The following is a 17,670-nucleotide window of genomic DNA, read 5'->3' as shown; positions in this document are numbered from 1 at the left end:
GGAGCCGAATCCGTACACCATGGCCGAATTGCTGTGGCGGGTCAGCGCGCCCCTGATCGGGCTGATGCTGATTTTGCTGGCCATTCCGCTGGGCTTTGTCAATCCGCGCGCCGGCAGTTCCACCAATCTGATTATCGCGCTGCTGATTTTCTTTACGTACAGCAACCTGATCAAGGTTATCGAAGCGAGCGTGAAACAGGGCCGCATGACCTTTGGCCTGGCCTGGTGGCCGCTGCACCTGCTGGCGGCGCTGGCCGTGGTGGCGCTGTTTGCGTGGCGCCTGAATGTGAACCACCGCTATCATCCGCTGGTCCTGCTGGCGGCGTTCAAGCGCGCGCGCCGCGCCGGCAATACAAGTAAAGCGGCACCGAAATGAAGATTTTACAGCGCTATTTTGCGGTCTCGATATTCCAGGCGGTGCTGTTCGTGCTGCTCGCCTTTTTGGCACTGCAAGCCTTCATCGACCTGACGGGCGAGCTGCCCAAGGTGGGCCGCAACGGCTACACCATCCAGTATGCCTTCCTGTATGTGTTGGTGCTGGTGCCGGGGCACGTGTACGAGGTGATGCCGATCGCGGCGCTGATCGGCACCATCTACACGATGGCGCAGTTTGCCGCCAGTTCCGAATTTACCATCATGCGCGCATCGAGCATGTCGACGGCGATGGCGGCCGGTTTCCTGTTCCGCATCGGTATCGTCTTCGTCGTCATCACCTTCATCTTCGGTGAACTGATCACGCCGCGCACGGAGCCGCTGGCCGAACGCCTCAAGCTGACTTCGCGCGGCGCGGCCGTGTCGAGCGAGTTTCGCTCGGGCCTGTGGACCAAGGACATGGTCAAGAGCGACGGCTTGACGGGCACCGTCACCGGCTCGCGCTTTTTCAATGTGGGCGAAGCGCGTCCGGATGGCCAGCTGAAAAACGTCAAGCTGTATGAATTCGACACCGACATGCGCTTGCGCACCCTGACCGTGGCCAAGGGCGCGACATATCAGGGCAATAATATCTGGCGCCTGACCGACGTGACGGAAACCTCGTTCTCGAACAGCGCGGCCACCTCGCCCGGCTTCGAGCCGAAGCTGGCGAACTACTTTGGACAGGAAACGAGCCTAGTGCGCACGGTGCAAAGCGCCAGCAAGGACATGACGTCGGAAGTGACGCCGAAGATCCTGACGGTGTCGGCCTCCGATCCCGAACGCATGTCGGCCAGCGAACTGGCCGTATACACGCGCCACCTGGCCGAGAACAAGCAGGAAACGGAACGTTTCCGCATCGCCTTCTGGAAAAAGCTGATCGACCCGCTGGCCATTTTCGTGCTGATGGCGCTGGCGCTGCCGTTCGCCTACATGCATACGCGCAGCGGCGGCATCAGCCTGAAGATCTTCATCGGCATCATGATCGGCGTGAGCTTCATGCTGGTCAACACCCTGTTCTCGCATCTTGGCTTGCTCAGCACCTGGCCGGCCTTCCTGACGGCGGTGGCGCCGAGCGCCCTGTATCTGCTGCTGGCGCTGGGCGCCCTGTGGTGGGTGGAGCGGCACTGATGGAGACGAATGTGAAACCGGCACTGATCTTGTTTGCCCATGGCGCGCGCGCCGCATCATGGGCCGCACCGTTCGAGCGCCTGCGCGACCTGACCCAGGCGCGCATGCCCGGTACCGGCGTGCACCTGGCCTTCCTCGAGCTGATGACGCCGCGCCTGCCCGAACTGGTGGCGACCCTGCTGGCCGAGCTGCCCGCCGGCGCCATCCTGGACGTCACCGTGGTGCCCGTGTTCTTGGGGCAGGGCGGACATGTGCTGCGCGACTTGCCGCTGCTGCTGGAAGAATTGCGCCTGCAGCATCCGGCACTGCGCCTGAAGGTGGTCGAGGCGGTCGGCGAGAACGCCAGCGTGCTCGCCGCCATCGCCGATTACTGCGTGGCGGCGCCAGGCTCCAGCCCTATCCCTTGAGCGGCATCGACATCGTCTACCTGTGGGTAGACGGCGCCGATCCCGCCTGGCGCGCGCGCCGGCAGCAAGCCTATGCCATCTGGGCGCAGGCGCATCCCGGCCAGCTGGCCCTGCACGGCAACGTGGCGGGGCGCTACCGCGACAACGGCGAACTGCGCTACAACCTGCGCGCGCTTGAGCGCTTCTTTCCCGGCCACGGCCATATCTACCTGCTGACGGACCGGCAAGTGCCGGCCTGGCTGCGCGCCTCGCCGCGCCTGACGGTGATCGACCATGCGAGCCTGATGCCCGATGCATCGCTGCCCGTGTTCGACTCCGGCCATATCGAATCGTATCTGCACCATATTCCGGGCCTGTCCGAACGCTTCCTGTATCTGAACGACGACGTGTTTTTCGGCGCGCCGTTCGAGCCCGCATTCTGGTTCGGGGAGGAAGGGGACCGGCGTTTGAGTGTGTTCACGGAGAGCGAGCTGCAGGATGACCTGCACGATGATCTGCAGGACTTGCGCGCCGACGTGGCCGCGCCAGTCAACTGCGCCACTTTGTCGCGGCAATGGCTGTCGGCGCAGTACGCGGGATACCTGCATGAACCGCGCCTGTATGCGCATGCGCCGCGGCCCATGCTGAAAAGCGCGCTGCATGCACTGGAAGGGCTGGCGCCGGCCATGTTTGCCGGCGTGCGCGCGACGGTGTTCCGCTCGTGGCAGGTGCCGGCATTGCTGCCCGACCTGGTGCCGCGCTGGATGGTGCATCAGGGATTCGCCAGGTCGCGCATGCTCGACCCGCTGCATATCGCCAGCGGCGATGTGGCGGCGCAGCAGCAGCTTGAGGAGCTGGCGGCGCGTTTTGGCAGCTTGCCGTTTTTCTGCATCAACGATACCTGCGACGAGGCCGAGGACGACGACCCGCGCCTGCTGCGCGTGGCCGCTACCTTGCAACGGCTGCTGCCGCTGCCATCCTCATTTGAAAGTGCTTAAGCCGTTTTTTTCTTCGGCGCCAGGCTGATGCGGGCGGCGGCCGTGCTGTCGGACAGCGAAGCGAGGAACAGCAGCAGATAGGCGCCCAGTTCGAAGACTTCCTCGCCGAGCAGCGCGTAGGCGTCCGGCATGCCATGGAAGACCTTCTTGTCGAAGGGCCAGCCGGCAACCATCAGCAAGCCGCCGATGGCCGTCAGGATGGTGATGCGCATGCTGAAAATCAGGCCGGCATGGGCAAACACCTTGCGCGCGCGCGGCGCGAAAAAGATCAGTATGCGTATCAGGATCAGCAACTCCACCACGCGCAGGGCTTTTTCCAGCTGGGCCCAGGCGGGCGCCGTGCCGAACTGGTCGATATCGAGTTCGCGCAGCAGGAAGCCGAACAGCAGCGCGCACAGGCCCGCATGCATGAGGAAGCGCAAGGACTGGCGGTCGGTCTCTTGCCAGGCGCGCACGCCGTGCACGGTGCAGGCCAGGGCCAGGGACAGCGCTTGCAGCCATTCCAGCAAATGGTTTTCGTCGTCGATATTCGGGAACACCGTCCACAGGGCGATGGAGGCGAGCATGCTGAGCAGCACAGCGCTGGCGACGCCGACATTGCTGCGGCTGAGCGAAGTCAGGGCTTCGCGCATGGAGGTGAAATTCATGTGTGGTCGTAAGGCTAAAGTTGCGCGGCGCGGTATTGCAGCCTGCGGGCGCAGCTTTTTTCGGGGAGATTGCCGGAGCGTCTCCCGTCAACCGGAGACCGCATGGCAAGCGCTATGGCGGGGCGTAGCGTGAATTTATTGCTAACACGCAACAACTTCTCGAGAAAAGATGCGTGAGCATCGTATCATGTTTCCCCGGAAGACGTCGGTTACTGACTTTAAAGTCGGTAAAATACGGTGTGTTTATTCAAGCATGGCGCGCCAGAATGGCGGCCGTTTCTTCGATGGACTGGTGCGCGCGCGCAGCCATGGCGTCGCCCAGCATCACCAGCACGGGGCCGTGGGTGTTGCCCAGGCCGTGCGCCAGGGCGCTCAGCGTCAGGCGCACGATGCGCTGGTCCGGGCGGCTGCAGTTTTCAATCACCACTACCGGCGTGTCGGCACGGCGGCCCTGGGCCAGCAGGCGTTGTGCCGTGGCGATGGCTTCGCGGCCCCCCATGTATTGCACCAGGGTGTCGCAGTCGGGGATGCGTGTCTGGTCCGGTTCGCCCGGCGCCGTGCTGGACGTGAAAAAGGCCACGCTGCGCGACACGCCCCGTTTGGTCAGCGGCTGCTGTGTGGCGGCGGCCGCCGCCAGGGCCGTGGTAATGCCGGGCACCACTTCGACGGTGATGCCCGCTTCTTCCAGCGCGCGCAATTCCTCGTCGGCGCGGCCGAACAGCATGGGGTCGCCCCCTTTCAGGCGCACGACGACGGCGTGCTTGCGCGCGTTGTCGACCAGTTGCTTGTTGATGAACGCCTGCGCCGTCGACAACTGGCCGCAGCGCTTGCCGACCAGGATCTTTTGCGCCTGCGGGCACAGCTCCAGCATCTCTTCGGTGACCAGCGCGTCGTGCAGCACGACGTCCGCTTGCGCCAGCAGGCGCGCGCCGCGCAAGGTCATCAGGTCTTGCGCGCCGGGTCCGGCGCCGATCAGGTAGACCTTGCCGGGGAGAGATGGGGAGCTGTTCATGTGGCTGCCTTTCCTGGACGATACGGGGTTAGAGCCGAACCATGCCGGCCGCGACCGTCTGGTGGGTGACTTCATCGATCAGGATGAAGGCACCGGTGGCGCGGATATCGGCATAGGCGTCGGCCGCCAGCGCCTGCTGCACGTTCAGGCTGATGCGGGCGATGTCGTTCAGCTTCAAGCCTTCGGCCGGATGGCGCTGCTGCGTATTGATGTCGAGGATCGATTCGATCGCCGTCACTTTTGCCGCCGTCTGCTTGGTGCCGTGCTTGATCCAGTATTTGCGGCGCAGGTCCAGCGCGTCTTCCGACAGCCAGCACACGTCGGCCACCACTGTTTTCAGCAGGGTGGCGGGGCGCTCGCTGCTGGCCAGCAAGTCGCCGCGCGAAATGTCGAGGTATTCATTGAGCAGCAGGGTGACGGACTGGCCCACCACGGCGGTGCTCAGCGAGCCGTCCAGGGTGACGATATCCTTGACGGTTGCCGTCTGGCCCGATGGCTGCACCACGAGGGTGTCGCCGATGCTGACCTTGCCCGCTTCGATGCGGCCCATGTAGCCGCGGAAGTCGTTCGCTTCATGACCGTTGTGGCGCGCCACCAGTTGCACCGGGAAGCGGAATGGCGTGTCGTGCGATTCGTCGTAGACGGACAGCGATTCGAGCAGTTCGATCAAGGTCGGCCCCGTGTACCAGCCCAGCTTGTCGCCGCGCTCGACAACGTTGTCGCCGGTGAGTGCCGACAGCGGGATCGGCGTGATGTCCTTCAAGCCCAGCGACTGGGCGAATTCGCGGTAGGCGGCCACGATACGGTTGTACACCGTTTCATCGTAGTCGACGAGGTCCATCTTGTTGACAGCCACGACCACGTGCTCGATCTGCAGCAAATGGGCAATCGTCGAATGGCGCTTGGTCTGGATCAGCAATTCCACGCTGCCGTCGTCGCCCAGTTTGACTTTCGACACGTCGATCAGGATGATGACGGCGTCGGCCGTGGAGGCTCCCGTGACCATGTTGCGCGTGTATTGCTCGTGGCCCGGCGTGTCGGCGATGATGAATTTGCGTTTTGGCGTGGCAAAGTAACGGTAAGCCACGTCGATGGTGATGCCTTGCTCGCGTTCCGCTTCCAGGCCGTCCGTCAGCAAGGACAGGTCGACCGTGTCGCCCACCGTGCGCTTGTGCTTGGAGCGCGACATGGCGTCGAGCTGGTCGGCGAAGATGCCCTTGCTGTCGAACAGCAAACGGCCGATCAGCGTGCTCTTGCCGTCATCGACGGAACCGGCCGTGATGAAGCGCAGCATGCCGCGCTCCAGGCTGTCGGTGAGGTTGGTGTTCTGGATTGCTGCGTTCATTAGAAATACCCTGCTTTCTTGCGTTTTTCCATCGAGGCTTCGGAAGTCTGGTCATCCATGCGGGTGGCGCCACGTTCCGTGATTTGCGTGATTGCCGTCTCGGCGATGATGGCGTCCACCGTCGCCGCATCGGACGACACGGGGCAGGTGCACGAGATATCGCCCACCGTGCGGAAGCGCACGACTTGCGTTTCCACCGTTTCGCCGTCGCGCGGCGGCGTCAAGTCCGTCAGCGGTACCAGCAAGCCGTTGCGCGGGATCACCTGGCGCTCGTGCGCGAAGTAGATCGGCGGCAATTCCAGTTGCTCGCGGGCGATGTATTGCCACACGTCCAGTTCCGTCCAGTTCGAGATGGGGAAGACACGCATGTTTTCACCGGGATGCACGCGGGTGTTATACAGGTCCCACAATTCCGGACGCTGGGCTTTCGGGTCCCAGGCGCCAAATTCGTCGCGGAACGAAAAGATGCGTTCCTTGGCGCGGGCTTTTTCTTCATCGCGGCGGGCGCCGCCGATGCAGGCGTCAAATTTGTATTCGGCGATGGTTTCCAGCAAGGTCACGGCTTGGGCCGCATTGCGCGAATCCGTGGCCGGGTTGCGTAGGCGCACGGTGCCGCGCTTGATCGAGTCTTCCACGGAGCCGACGATCAGGCGCTCGCCCAGTTCCGCCACTTTCTTGTCACGGAAAGTGATGACTTCCGGGAAGTTGTGGCCCGTGTCGATATGCACGAGGGGAAACGGGAACTTGCCTGGGCGGAAGGCTTTTTCGGCCAGGCGCAGCAGGACGACGGAATCCTTGCCGCCGGAAAACAGCAGCGCAGGGTTGGCCGATTCGGCCGCCACTTCGCGCATGATGTGGATGGCTTCCGATTCAAGGCTGTCGAGGTGACGCTGGTTCAAAATATTGCTCATATAGGGTGCTTTCTTGTTCTGCTGAGTCTGTTGTGTCTGTTCAGGCTGCCACGGATTTGATGCGTATCAGTTTGCCGTCCACCATGTGCAGGCCGCATTCTTTCGAATCCGGGTTTTCCCACCACCAGCGTCCGGCGCGCACATCTTCGCCTGGCTGCACGGCCCGCGTGCACGGTTCGCAGCCGATCGACGGGTAGCCCTGGTCGTGCAGCGCGTTGTACGGCACGTCATTGGCGCGGATGTAGGCCCACACGTCTTCTTCCGACCAGTCTGCCAGAGGATTGAATTTCGTCATGGCGTGGGCCGCGTCGTCTTCCTGCACGTGCAATTCGGCGCGCGTGGTGGACTGGGCGCGGCGCTGCCCCGTGACCCAGGCCTTGTTGCCGGCCAGGGCACGGCCCAGCGGCTCGACCTTTCGGATGCGGCAGCATTCGCGGCGCATCTCGACGCTGTTGTAGAACGCGTTCAGACCGTTCTGTTCCACGTAGGCAGCGACGGCTTCCGGCTGCGGACGGTACAGGGTGATGTCGTGGTCGTAACGGGTCTTGACCTTGTCAAGCACGGCCAGGGTTTCCTGGTGCAGCCGGCCTGTTTCCAGGGAAAAGATGCCGATTGGCAGCTTCGCCTTGAGTATCATGTCGGTCAGCACCATGTCTTCGGCTGCCAGGCTGGACGCGAACACGGCCGGCGAAAAATCCGCGGCGATGCGTGTCAGCGTTTGCTCGGTGGCGTGAATCAAAGAAGTCAAATCGCTCATGATTGGTCCTCAGATGCCGGCCGCGTTGTCGAGGTCAGGATTCTGGCCTTCGCGCTGGTGGCGGCGGAACAGCGGCGACTTTTGATCCCACGAGGCCTGGTAGGTTTCCGAAAAGACCGACAAACCTTTCAGGGCGTCATGGATGCTGCGGTCCGGGCGCGTCGCATACGCATCGAAGCCGACCCTGTGCATGGAAAACAGCTGGTCGCGCAGCACGTCGCCGATGGCCCGCAATTCACCCTGGAAACCGAGACGGGCGCGCAGGTTGAAGGCGATGGAATAGCCGCGGCCATCCGTGAATTTCGGGAAGTCCACACCGATGACGGGCAGTTGCGCCACGTCGGCCGCCAGTTCTTCCGGGCGCTCGTCGCTGGCCAGCCACACGCCGATGTCGGGCAGGCGGGCGGCCAGGGTCTCGCGCTGGGCTTGCCATACGAGCAGGGGCACGATGACCTTGCCGGCAGGCACGACGACCGTTTCCGGCGTGTCGTTTTCATCGAGGCGCAGCAAGCCCCAGGTATTCGGCACCACGGCGGCGTTCTTGATGATTTCTTCGCGTACTTCAAACATATTCGTCTTCTCCCACCAGGTTGCCGACCGTGATCGGCGTTGCATATACGTGTTCCTTGAACGGCGCCAGACCCAGGCGCTGGGCCGTGTCGACGAAGCGCTCGCCCTCGTGGCGGTCGCGCACGTAGACGTGCAGCAGGCGGCCGATGACTTCGGGCATCTGCAGGGAAGAGAACGATGGTCCGATGATCTTGCCGATGGCCGCGTTATTGCCTTGCGCGCCGCCTATCGACACCTGATACCATTCGCTGCCATCCTTGTCGACGCCGAGAATGCCGATGCTGCCCACGTGATGGTGGCCGCAGGCATTGATGCAGCCGGAAATATTCAGTTCGATCTCGCCGATGTCGTGCTGGAAGTCGATGCTGTCGAAACGTTCGGCAATGGCGGCCGCGATCGGCAAGGACTTGGCGTTGGCCAGCGAGCAGAAATCGCCACCAGGGCAGCAGATCATGTCGGTCAGCAAACCGATGTTCGGCGTGGCCAGGCCATGCGCCTTGGCTTCCTGCCACAGTTTGAACAGTTTCGATTGTTCCACGTCGGCCAGCACGAGGTTTTGCTCGTGCGTCACGCGCAGTTCGCCAAAGCTGTAGCGGTCGGCCAGATCGGCCACGAAGTCGATCTGCTCGGCCGTCGCGTCGCCCGGCGGCACGCCCGTTTTCTTCAGGGACAGCACGACGGCCACGTAGCCGGGGCGCTGGTGCGGCTTGACGTTGCGCGCCAGCCAGTTCACATACGCCTTGTTGTCCGCGTGTTCAAGCTTGTAGTCGAGTTCCGGCAGGGCCAGGTAGGCTGGCGGATTGAAAAAGTCCGCCACGCGCTGCATTTCCTCGGCCGTCAAGGTTTCCGGGCCGTCCTTCAGATCGACCCACTCTGCTTCCACCTGGCGCGTGAATTCTTCTACGCCGATGGCTTTCAGCAAAATCTTGATGCGCGCCTTGTATTTGTTGTCGCGGCGGCCGTGCAAGTTGTACACGCGCATGATCGCCTGGATATACGTCAGCAAATGCTGCCACGGCAGGAAGTCGCGCACGACGCTGCCCAAAATCGGTGTGCGGCCCATGCCGCCACCGGCCATCACCTTGAAGCCCACTTCGCCAGCGGCGTTGCGCACGGCCGTCAAACCGATGTCATGCACGGCGATGGCGGCGCGGTCTTCCTCGGCGCCATTGATGGCGACCTTGAATTTGCGCGGCAGGGCGATGAACTCGGGGTGGAAGGTGCTCCACTGGCGCAATACTTCCGCGTACGGGCGCGGATCGATGATTTCATCGGCCGCGACGCCGGCGAACGGGTCCGATGTTGTATTACGGATACAGTTGCCTGACGTCTGGATCGCGTGCATTTCCACGGAAGCCAGGTCCGTCAGGATATCGGGCGTCTGCTCCAGTTCGATCCAGTTGAACTGAATGTTCTGGCGCGTCGTGAAGTGGCCATAGCCGCGGTCGTACTTGCGCGCGATGTGCGCGAACATGCGCATCTGTTTAGCCGAAAGCAAGCCGTACGGCACGGCGATGCGCAGCATGTAGGCGTGGCGTTGCATGTACAGGCCGTTTTGCAGGCGCAGCGGAATGAATTCCTCTTCCGTCAGTTCATTGGCGATACGGCGCGCAACCTGGTCTCGGTACTGGGCGATGCGTTCTTTGATGATGAGGTGGTCGTACTGATCGTAATGGTACATATCAATTCCTAAAAAAGCCGGGGTGCTGGAAGATTGTCTGGGATTATGTTCTTGATACTGCTCTTGTCACTTGTTCGGTAATTAATAGATTAGCTTCACTGCCACGCCGGTCAAGGTCATCGCCAGCAACACGCGTAAAAACTTTTCCGGCACGGAGCGGGCGACCCAGGAACCGAGCGTGATGCCGGGCAGGGAGCCGACCAGCAAGGAGGCCAGCAACTCCCAGTGGATGGAGCCGAGCCACCAGTGGCCCAGGGCGGCGATGGCCGTCAGGGGCACGGCGTAGGCGATATCGGTGCCCGCCACTTCGGCCGAGCTCATGCGTGGATACAGCATCACCAGCAAGGTCGCGCCGATGGCGCCGGCGCCGATGGACGAGACCGTCACCAGCACGCCCAGCACGGCGCCGGCAATGATGGTCGCGGCGGCAAGCTTGTTGCCTTGCAATTGTTTTTCGGGGTGTGCGTTGATCCAGGCCAGCATGCGGCCCTTGAAAATGAGCGCCACGACGGTCAGCAGCACGGAGCCGGCAATCGAGTAACGGATGATCTGGCCGATTTCCGGCGACAGGGTGCCGAACGATTTGAGCGCCAGGGTGGCGAGGATGGCGGCGGGCAGGGCGCCGATACACAGGCGCTTGACGATATCCCAGCGGATGGTGCCGCGCAGGCGGTGCGTCAAGGTGCCGGCGCTCTTGGTGATCGAGGCGAATGCCAGGTCGGTCCCCACGGCCACGGAAGGCGGCACGCCAAACAGCAAGGTTAACAGGGGCGTCATCAGCGAGCCGCCGCCCACGCCGGTCATTCCTACGAGTAATCCTACGGCAAATCCTGAGACTATATAAGACAAAGTCATGCTTGCACCCCCAAAGTACCCGCAATAGTAATAAACTTAGTGTTTATTCCAAACTACTAAGTACGCATTTGCTTATATGCGATATGCGTATATGCATGAACGCAAAATCATGGGTGGGGCGGAAACTCGGCAAATCACGGCAATCTAGGGCAAACCAGCAATGAATCTCCATCAACTGCGCTTCGTGCGCGAAGCGGTCCGGCAGAATTACAACCTGACGGACGCCGCCAAGGCCTTGTTCACGTCGCAACCGGGCGTATCGAAAGCCATCATCGAGCTGGAGGAAGAGCTGGGCGTGGATATTTTTACGCGCCATGGCAAGCGCATCCGCGGTTTGACGGAGCCGGGCCGCCTGGTGCTGGAATCGGTCGAGCTGATCATGCAGGAAATCGACAGCATGAAGCGCATCGGCAAGGAATTCGCGGCGCAGGACAGCGGCAGCTTTACCATTGCCACCACGCATACACAGGCGCGCTACACCTTGCCCAAGGTCGTGCAAGCCTTCATGCTGAAGTTCCCGAAGGTAAGATTGTCTTTGCTGCAAGGCAACCCACGCCAGATTGCCGAAATGGTGCAGCGCGACCAGGCGGATCTCGCCATCGCCACGGAATCGATCGCCGCCATCGATGGCTTGATCACCTTGCCATGCTATCAATGGGAGCACGTGGTAGTGGTGCCCGTCGACCATCCGCTGCTCAAATCGAAGTCCGTGACCCTGGAAGAAATCGCCGCTTTCCCCCTGATTACCTATGACAGCGCGTTCGCCGGACGCAACAAGATCGACCACGCTTTCGTGCTGCGCGGCCTGAAGCCGGACATCTTGCTCGAAGCCATCGATGCGGACGTCATCAAGACTTATGTCGAGTTGGGCATGGGGATTGGTATCATAGCGGGTATGGCCTTCGATGCCGAGCGCGACAAAGGCTTGCGCGCCATCCCTGTCGGCCATCTGTTCGGCATGAATGTGTCGCGCGTGGCCGTCAAGCAGGGCGCGTATTTGCGCAGCTATATCTATACCTTTATCGAGTTGCTGACGCCGACCCTGAACCGCAAGCTCATCGAGCAGGCGATGAGCGGTGATAAAGAGCACTACGAACTATAAACAATGCATGAAGCCGGCCGGGCGGTTGCCTGGCCAAGATTATTTAAGAAGAGAAGAAACAATGATTACCGATCAGCTTGCCAAATATTACGCCACCATCGCGCAGCAGTACGAGCGCGTCTATGACAAGCCCGAACGCCAGGAAGACCTGGAAGTGTTGCGCGACAAGGTCGCTGACGTGCTGGAAGGCCACACCGTGCTGGAACTGGCTTGCGGCACGGGCTACTGGACGGAAGTGGTTGCCGAGTCGGCCGAGTCCGTGCTGGCCACCGATATCAACGATGAAATGCTGGCGCTGTCCCAATCGCGCGGCTTGCCCGACAACGTCACGTTCGCCAAGCTTGACGCCTTTAACTTGCCCGATGACTTGCAGGGCAAGTTCACTGCCGTGTTCGCCGGTTTCTGGTGGTCGCACGTCAAGCGCGAAGACCAGGACAAATACCTGAAGCAATTGCGCAGCAAGCTGGGCAAGGACATTCTGCTGGTGCTGATCGACAATTCCTATGTCGATGGCAGCAGCACCGTGATCGCGCGTACCGACCTGGAAGGCAACACCCACCAGTTCCGCACGACGGACGCGGGCGAGCGCTATGAAGTGCTGAAGAATTTCCCATCGGATAGTCACCTGCGCAAGAAGTTTGCCCACTCGGCCCGCGAAATCCGCATGAAGCGCCTGGAATACTACTGGCTGCTGAGCTGCCGCCTGAAGTAAGCTGTTGCTGCAGGAACCGCCCTCGGGCGGTTTTTTTTCGTCTGTTGTTTTTATCTGACACGACGTTGTGCCAAAAAGCAACATCTTGTCGATGTCATATTGTTGAAGTATTTGATGGGCATGATTCGGTTCAGCAGCTAAGCAGCACCACTCTTGTCCAACCTAATGTAGAGAATCTCAAGTGAAAAAAATTACTCTGGCAGCATTGATCATCGGCACCTTCGCAGCAGCTACGGCACAAGCACAATCGAACGTCACCGTGTATGGCCTGGTTGACCTCGGTATTGCCAAGACCACTGGCCAGCCGACGGTACAACGCGAAAACAATGCGTCGCGCCTCGGTTTCAAGGGTACGGAAGATCTGGGTGGCGGCCTGTCCGCAATTTTCAACCTGGAAAGTGAATTCCTGGCCGACACCGGCGCGCAAAAAGGCGTGTTGTTTGACCGTCAAGCCTACGTGGGCTTGAAAGGCGCTTTCGGTACCGCCATCCTGGGCCGCACCAAGAACCTGGTCGATGGCACCATCGCCCGTGTCGACCCATTCAACACCTACGGTGTGGTCGGCAAGAACAATGAAACCCTGCTGCGTTCGGGTGTCGGCTCGTCGCGCGTCAACAATGCCGTCACCTACAACAGCCCAAGCTTTGAAGGTTTCGTGGGCAGCCTGCAGTACGTGCTGAGCGAAGTCAACAGTGCTGACGCGGGCGTGATCGGCCTGGCAACCTACGACAACGGCCCGATCAGCTTGCACGCTGGCTACGAAAAAGCCGTGCAAGCAACGGCAACGGCCGCCAAGCCTGACCTGTGGTCCATCGGCGGCGGCTATAAATTCGGCCCAGCCAAGATCACGGCCGCCTACTCGAAAGGCGACACCAAGGTTGCCACGACTGGTGAATTCAAGTCCTACCTGATCGGCCTGAACTACACGGTTGGCGGCGGCGATGCCAAAGTGTCGTATGGCAAGCAAGAACAAAGCAACAACAAGTTCAAGGATCAGGACACCATCAAGGAATTCGGCGTTGGTTACGACTACCACCTGTCGAAGCGCACCGACGTGTACGCTTACGCTGGCCGCGAGCGCGTCAAGTCGCTGACTTCGTACCAGATTGGCCTGGCACACAAATTCTAAGCATCATTCGATGCGACGAAGCAAAGGCGCCTGCGGGCGCCTTTTTTATTGTGTGGCCGTTTCCGCCGCCTCGGCATGCATGGGCAGCGAGATTTCGATGCGTGTGCCGCCCAGCTCGCTATCGGTACCGATATGGATATTGCCATTCAAGCCCCACACCCGTTCGCGCATGCCCAGCAAGCCAAGCGCCGTGGCTTTTTCCAGATCGTGCTCGGCAATGCCGCGGCCATCATCCTGGATGGTGATGGCCAAGGAAGAGTCGATGCGGTGCAGGGCGATGGTAATGTGGCTCGCTTCGGCATGGCGCGCGATATTCGTCAGCGCTTCCTGCACGATGCGGTAGATGGCTGTGCTGCGCGCATCGTCGAGCACGAGATCGGCTTCGTCGGCCAGCAAGTCGAAATGGATGGCGCGGCGCAGCAGGAAGTCGTGGCGCAGTTTTTGCAGTGCAAAATACAATCCCCCTTCATCGAGCGCGCGCGGACGCAGGTTGCTGGCGATGCGCCGCAACGAGGTGATGGCCGTCACCAGCAAGCCGTCCATGCTGTGCAGCAACGCTTGCAGGGAGGCGGTGGTGTCCGTGTGCTGGCGCACCAGGGTCAGGTCGACGCGCAAGGTGGCCAGCAATTGCCCCAGGTCGTCATGCAATTCACGCGCGATATGCTTGCGCTCTTCTTCGCGGATGGTTTGCAGCGCACTTGATAATTCACGCAATTGCGAAAAGGATCGGGCCAGCTGTTCATGCATCTGCTGGCGCGCGCTGATGTCGCGCACGATGATGGTAAACACGCTCTGGCCATCTTCCTGCATGGCCGAGAGCGAGCCTTCCAGGGGAAACATGGCGCCATCGCTGCGCCGTCCCGTCAAGGTGTAGTCGGTGGCGCGCCGGCCCGTCAGGCGCAGCTCCAGGCTGATGTCGTCAAACGGCGGATCGCCATCGTGCTTGCCCAGGCTGCCGAGAGTGCGCAGGTCGCGCAGGATGTAGTGGCCCAGGGGCATGCCACACATGGCGGCCGGCGTGTCGTCGAACAATCTGGCGGCCGCCGCGTTCGCATGCAGGATGATTTGCCGGCTGTCTATGCTGATGATGGCGTCGCTGGCGCTGTCGATGATGGCCTGGCCGCGTGCCTGCTGTTGCCGGCGGGCTTTCAGTGGAGGAAACAGGCACAGCAAAAGCGCTGCCGCCATACCCAGCGGCAAGATGCGCAGCAGTGTGGGGCTGCCTCGGTCGGGCATTGAGGGTCTCCTTGCGAACGTGAACGAAGGCAGGCAGTGCAGGAATGACGGGCGGGACTTGATATAGCCTATGCCTGCTGGCGCGGCGCGGCTTGATGTGGCGCAGGAAGGGGGCAGAAGAGAGTGGTGCGCCGCGCCGGCCTGGGCCGGGCGGCGGCGAGAGACTTACATTTGCTTGAACAGGTGCAAGAAGCTGCGGCTCACTTCGAGCTTGTCGGACTTGCCTTTGATAAGCACCAGATGGCGGCCGCGGATGTCACGCGTCACGCCTTCGATGGCATTCACGTTGACCAGGGTGGCGCGGTGGATTTGCCAGAACAGCGAAGGATCGAGCTCTTCGGCCAGGTCGCGCACGGGTTTGCGGATCAGCGCCTCATACTTGGCTGTCTGCACGCAGGTGTATTTCTCGTCAGAACGGAAGAACAGGATCTCTTCCACGGGAATCATGCGCAAGTCCTGGCCGATGCTGGCCTGTATCCATTGCAAATAGGTGGGCTTGGCCGTGATTTTTTCCGCCAGCTGCGACAGCATGGCCGTGACACTGCTGTTGACGTCCAGGGCCGGCTTGTTCAAGTGTGTTTTCAGGCGCTCCACCGTCACCAGCAAGCGCTCGTGCTCGGGCGGCTTGAGCACGTAATCGACGGCGCCCCGTTCGAAGGCTTCGACGGCGTGGCTGTCATAGGCCGTGACGAAGACGATATGCGTTTTGCTGCCGATCACTTGCGCCGCTTCCATGCCCGTCTTGCCCGGCATGCGGATATCGAGGAAGGCAAAGTCGGGCTTGAGTTGTTCCACCAGTTCGATCGCTTCGTCGCCATTCTTGGCTTCGCCGATGATTTCCAGTTCGGGCCAGGCCTGGCCCAGGCGCAGGCGTAGCTGGTCGCGCATCAGTCTTTCGTCGTCGGCAATAATAGCGGTAGGCATAGGTCTCAAGTGTGAACAGGCGAAGATTGATTATTCAATGATTTAGCGTTTTTATCAACTACTCTGTCTTATTTGGACAATTGATAGGGCACTTCGATCACGGCGCACACGCCGGACGGTTGATTTGGCGTAATGGTCAGGCTGCCCTGGTCGCCATGCAGCAGCTTCAAACGCTCGCGGATGGTGGGCAAACCGAGGCCCGTACCATCGCTGGGGACCACGCCAAAGCCCAGGCCGTCATCGGTGACCGTCACGCGCAGCTTGCTGTGCGCCACTTCGGCCACGATGCGCAGGGTGCCGCCTTCCGGTTTGACTTCCAGGCCGTGCTTGATGGCATTTTCCACCATCGATTGCAGCATCATCGGCGGGAAGGCTGCGCTGCGCAGGCCGTCGGGAATCTGGAAATCGACGGTCAGGCGTTCTTCCATGCGCATTTTCAGCAGGTTCAAGTACGCTTGCACCATGTCCGCCTCACGGCCCAGGTTGGTAATCAGGGCGTTGTCGCGCATTTGCGGCAGCACGGCGCGCAGATACTGGATCAGGCTGCGCTGCATCTTGGCCGCGCGCGGCGGGTCGACCTGGATCAGGTGTTCGACGGAGGCAAGCGTATTGAACAGGAAGTGCGGCTCGACTTGCGCCTGCATCATCTGCATCTTCGCTTCGCTGAGCTGGCGCTGCATGGATTCACGCTCGGCCGCCTCATTCGCCGTGACGGTTTCCGCTTCCGCGCGTTTCTTGCCGCCGACCAGCGCTTTCATGGCGAACAGGGCCAATACCAGCAAGGACACAAAGCTCTTGAACCAGGTCGAGGCTTGCTGGTGATAGCGCGACACTTTTTGTTCTGCCGCATCATCGACGGCTTCTTCGATGGCGTTCGACAGCTCTTCGCCGATTTGCGGCGGCAATTCAATATGGACTTCTTCGCCAGAGGCATTGGTCGTTACTGGATAGTTGGGCTTGGCGGGAGCGGCCGGTGGTTGAGGCGGCTCTGGAGGTACGGCACTGGCTTGAGCGTCCGCCTCGGCGGCATCGGCCGGATCGCTGGCTGCATCGGCCGCGCTGCTGCGCCGGTTCTTGCCGTTGCGGGGATTGAAATGGATGCCCGTATCGTCGATCAGGATATTGGTTTCACCCGAGCCCTTGTTGCTGCGTTTATGCGACTTGATGACTACTTCTTCATCCGGGCCGGACGAGAACAGCTCATCTTGCAAAATGGAACCGGCGATCAGGGCCAGCGCGGCGAACAGGAAGAATTTCCACCAGGATAGTTGGGTGACCCAGGTCGTCGTCGCGTCGAATGCCCGTTGCAACCAAGCGAGGATGGTTTTCAACAATTCAGGCAGGCTGGAAATCGGAAGCATGAGGGCACTTTCAAGTACAAGAGTTAATTTGACGCAGCGGGCAAGTTTAACCCGTGGTTGCGTAGCGTCAGAGTCTGATGTTGCCACTGTGCCTAAAGACCACGAACTATGCCAGCCGATTGCGACAGGCTGCACAAAAAGGCGCTTGAAGTGAAGGCAAGGCTTGCTGGGCGGTTAGGGGAGATAAATAGCGCTTGCGGGGAGTGCTGGGCAGGGCTATAATTCGCCCCCTCGCTGAACGACGCATGCAAATGCTGAGTAAAGTAGAGAAAAAGAAGGAGTTGACGGACGTAGCAAATTGCTTCATACTCTTCCTTCTTCGCAGCTGACAAACACAACGCTTTGTCGATAGCGCGAAAGCAGTACCGAATACAGTTCTTTAACAATTAACAGTCGATAAGTGTGGGCATTTGATGTGAGTGCAGCGTCAATCTTCGGATTGGCGTCTAACTTAAAATATCAAATGTTCACAAGAAATAATGAAATAGGATACTTCTTCGGA

At 60.8% G+C, this 17,670-nt stretch carries 18 protein-coding genes; 7 read left to right on the top strand and 11 right to left on the bottom strand.

Features of this window, described 5'->3' with window-relative positions; genetic code table 11:
• The 4 genes from VM94_RS28860 to VM94_RS05525 form a co-directional block, all read left to right on the top strand.
• A partial coding sequence (locus VM94_RS28860) for an LptF/LptG family permease (protein ID WP_046682712.1) occupies nucleotides 1-376 on the top strand: 376 nt, incomplete at its 5' end.
• Nucleotides 373-1,542: an LPS export ABC transporter permease LptG gene (gene lptG / locus VM94_RS05535; RefSeq protein ID WP_046682571.1), complete on the top strand. Its 1,170-nt coding sequence runs from the start codon at nucleotides 373-375 to the stop codon at nucleotides 1,540-1,542. The genes VM94_RS28860 and lptG, both read left to right, overlap by 4 nt.
• Nucleotides 1,542-1,949 (top strand): sirohydrochlorin chelatase, encoded by a 408-nt coding sequence (locus tag VM94_RS05530; RefSeq protein ID WP_046682570.1) that lies wholly within the window; start codon nucleotides 1,542-1,544, stop codon nucleotides 1,947-1,949. Before lptG ends, VM94_RS05530 begins: the two co-directional genes overlap by 1 nt.
• Nucleotides 1,946-2,926, top strand: coding sequence for a Stealth CR1 domain-containing protein (locus VM94_RS05525; RefSeq protein ID WP_138828890.1), 981 nt, complete (start codon nucleotides 1,946-1,948; stop codon nucleotides 2,924-2,926). The genes VM94_RS05530 and VM94_RS05525 overlap by 4 nt, the downstream gene beginning before the upstream one ends.
• Here the strand turns inward: VM94_RS05525 and VM94_RS05520 are convergent.
• The 8 genes from VM94_RS05520 to VM94_RS05485 form a co-directional block, all read right to left on the bottom strand.
• Nucleotides 2,923-3,573, bottom strand: coding sequence for a hypothetical protein (locus VM94_RS05520; protein ID WP_138828889.1), 651 nt, complete (start codon nucleotides 3,571-3,573; stop codon nucleotides 2,923-2,925). The genes VM94_RS05525 and VM94_RS05520 overlap by 4 nt on opposite strands.
• Before the next feature lie 247 nt (nucleotides 3,574-3,820).
• Complete coding sequence (gene cobA / locus VM94_RS05515) at nucleotides 3,821-4,585, bottom strand: uroporphyrinogen-III C-methyltransferase (protein WP_046682568.1); 765 nt, start codon at nucleotides 4,583-4,585, stop codon at nucleotides 3,821-3,823.
• Between the two features lie 28 nt (nucleotides 4,586-4,613).
• Nucleotides 4,614-5,930 (bottom strand): sulfate adenylyltransferase subunit 1, encoded by a 1,317-nt coding sequence (locus VM94_RS05510; protein WP_046682567.1) that lies wholly within the window; start codon nucleotides 5,928-5,930, stop codon nucleotides 4,614-4,616.
• Nucleotides 5,930-6,841 (bottom strand): sulfate adenylyltransferase subunit CysD, encoded by a 912-nt coding sequence (cysD, locus tag VM94_RS05505; RefSeq protein ID WP_046682566.1) that lies wholly within the window; start codon nucleotides 6,839-6,841, stop codon nucleotides 5,930-5,932. The genes VM94_RS05510 and cysD overlap by 1 nt, the downstream gene beginning before the upstream one ends.
• Nucleotides 6,842-6,881: 40 nt before the next feature.
• Nucleotides 6,882-7,598, bottom strand: a complete 717-nt coding sequence (locus tag VM94_RS05500; RefSeq protein ID WP_046682565.1) for a phosphoadenylyl-sulfate reductase — start codon at nucleotides 7,596-7,598, stop codon at nucleotides 6,882-6,884.
• 9 nt (nucleotides 7,599-7,607) lie between these two features.
• A complete protein-coding gene (locus VM94_RS05495; RefSeq protein ID WP_034782220.1) occupies nucleotides 7,608-8,168 on the bottom strand; it encodes a DUF934 domain-containing protein in 561 nt (186 codons plus the stop codon).
• Nucleotides 8,161-9,849: a nitrite/sulfite reductase gene (locus VM94_RS05490; RefSeq protein WP_046682564.1), complete on the bottom strand. Its 1,689-nt coding sequence runs from the start codon at nucleotides 9,847-9,849 to the stop codon at nucleotides 8,161-8,163. Before VM94_RS05490 ends, VM94_RS05495 begins: the two co-directional genes overlap by 8 nt.
• 81 nt (nucleotides 9,850-9,930) lie before the next feature.
• Nucleotides 9,931-10,704: a sulfite exporter TauE/SafE family protein gene (locus VM94_RS05485; protein WP_046682563.1), complete on the bottom strand. Its 774-nt coding sequence runs from the start codon at nucleotides 10,702-10,704 to the stop codon at nucleotides 9,931-9,933.
• A gap of 160 nt (nucleotides 10,705-10,864) precedes the next feature.
• On the opposite strand from VM94_RS05485, the gene VM94_RS05480 reads away from it, so the two are divergent.
• From VM94_RS05480 to VM94_RS05470, 3 genes are all read left to right on the top strand, one after another.
• Nucleotides 10,865-11,806, top strand: a complete 942-nt coding sequence (locus tag VM94_RS05480; RefSeq protein WP_034751505.1) for a CysB family HTH-type transcriptional regulator — start codon at nucleotides 10,865-10,867, stop codon at nucleotides 11,804-11,806.
• 61 nt (nucleotides 11,807-11,867) lie between these two features.
• Nucleotides 11,868-12,518: a class I SAM-dependent methyltransferase gene (locus VM94_RS05475; protein WP_046682562.1), complete on the top strand. Its 651-nt coding sequence runs from the start codon at nucleotides 11,868-11,870 to the stop codon at nucleotides 12,516-12,518.
• 181 nt (nucleotides 12,519-12,699) lie between these two features.
• Entirely contained in the window at nucleotides 12,700-13,647 is a 948-nt protein-coding gene (locus tag VM94_RS05470; protein ID WP_046682561.1) for a porin, read from the top strand.
• 45 nt (nucleotides 13,648-13,692) lie between these two features.
• Here the strand turns inward: VM94_RS05470 and VM94_RS05465 are convergent, their stop codons facing one another.
• From VM94_RS05465 to VM94_RS05455, 3 genes are all read right to left on the bottom strand, one after another.
• On the bottom strand, nucleotides 13,693-14,883 hold the full coding sequence (locus tag VM94_RS05465; protein WP_046682560.1) for a PAS domain-containing sensor histidine kinase: 1,191 nt from the start codon (nucleotides 14,881-14,883) through the stop codon (nucleotides 13,693-13,695).
• A 165-nt stretch (nucleotides 14,884-15,048) separates the two neighbouring features.
• Nucleotides 15,049-15,807, bottom strand: a complete 759-nt coding sequence (locus VM94_RS05460) for a LytR/AlgR family response regulator transcription factor (protein WP_034751497.1) — start codon at nucleotides 15,805-15,807, stop codon at nucleotides 15,049-15,051.
• A gap of 68 nt (nucleotides 15,808-15,875) precedes the next feature.
• Entirely contained in the window at nucleotides 15,876-17,168 is a 1,293-nt protein-coding gene (locus tag VM94_RS05455) for a sensor histidine kinase (RefSeq protein ID WP_046682559.1), read from the bottom strand.
• Nucleotides 17,169-17,670 lie beyond the last annotated feature (502 nt).

It is taken from the genome of Janthinobacterium sp. KBS0711 (assembly GCF_000988085.1).
In the GTDB taxonomy this organism is placed as follows: Bacteria; Pseudomonadota; Gammaproteobacteria; order Burkholderiales; family Burkholderiaceae_D; genus Janthinobacterium; species Janthinobacterium lividum_E.
Note: the sequence above shows the minus strand (reverse complement) of the source record. Positions and strands in the feature narration are given on the sequence as shown.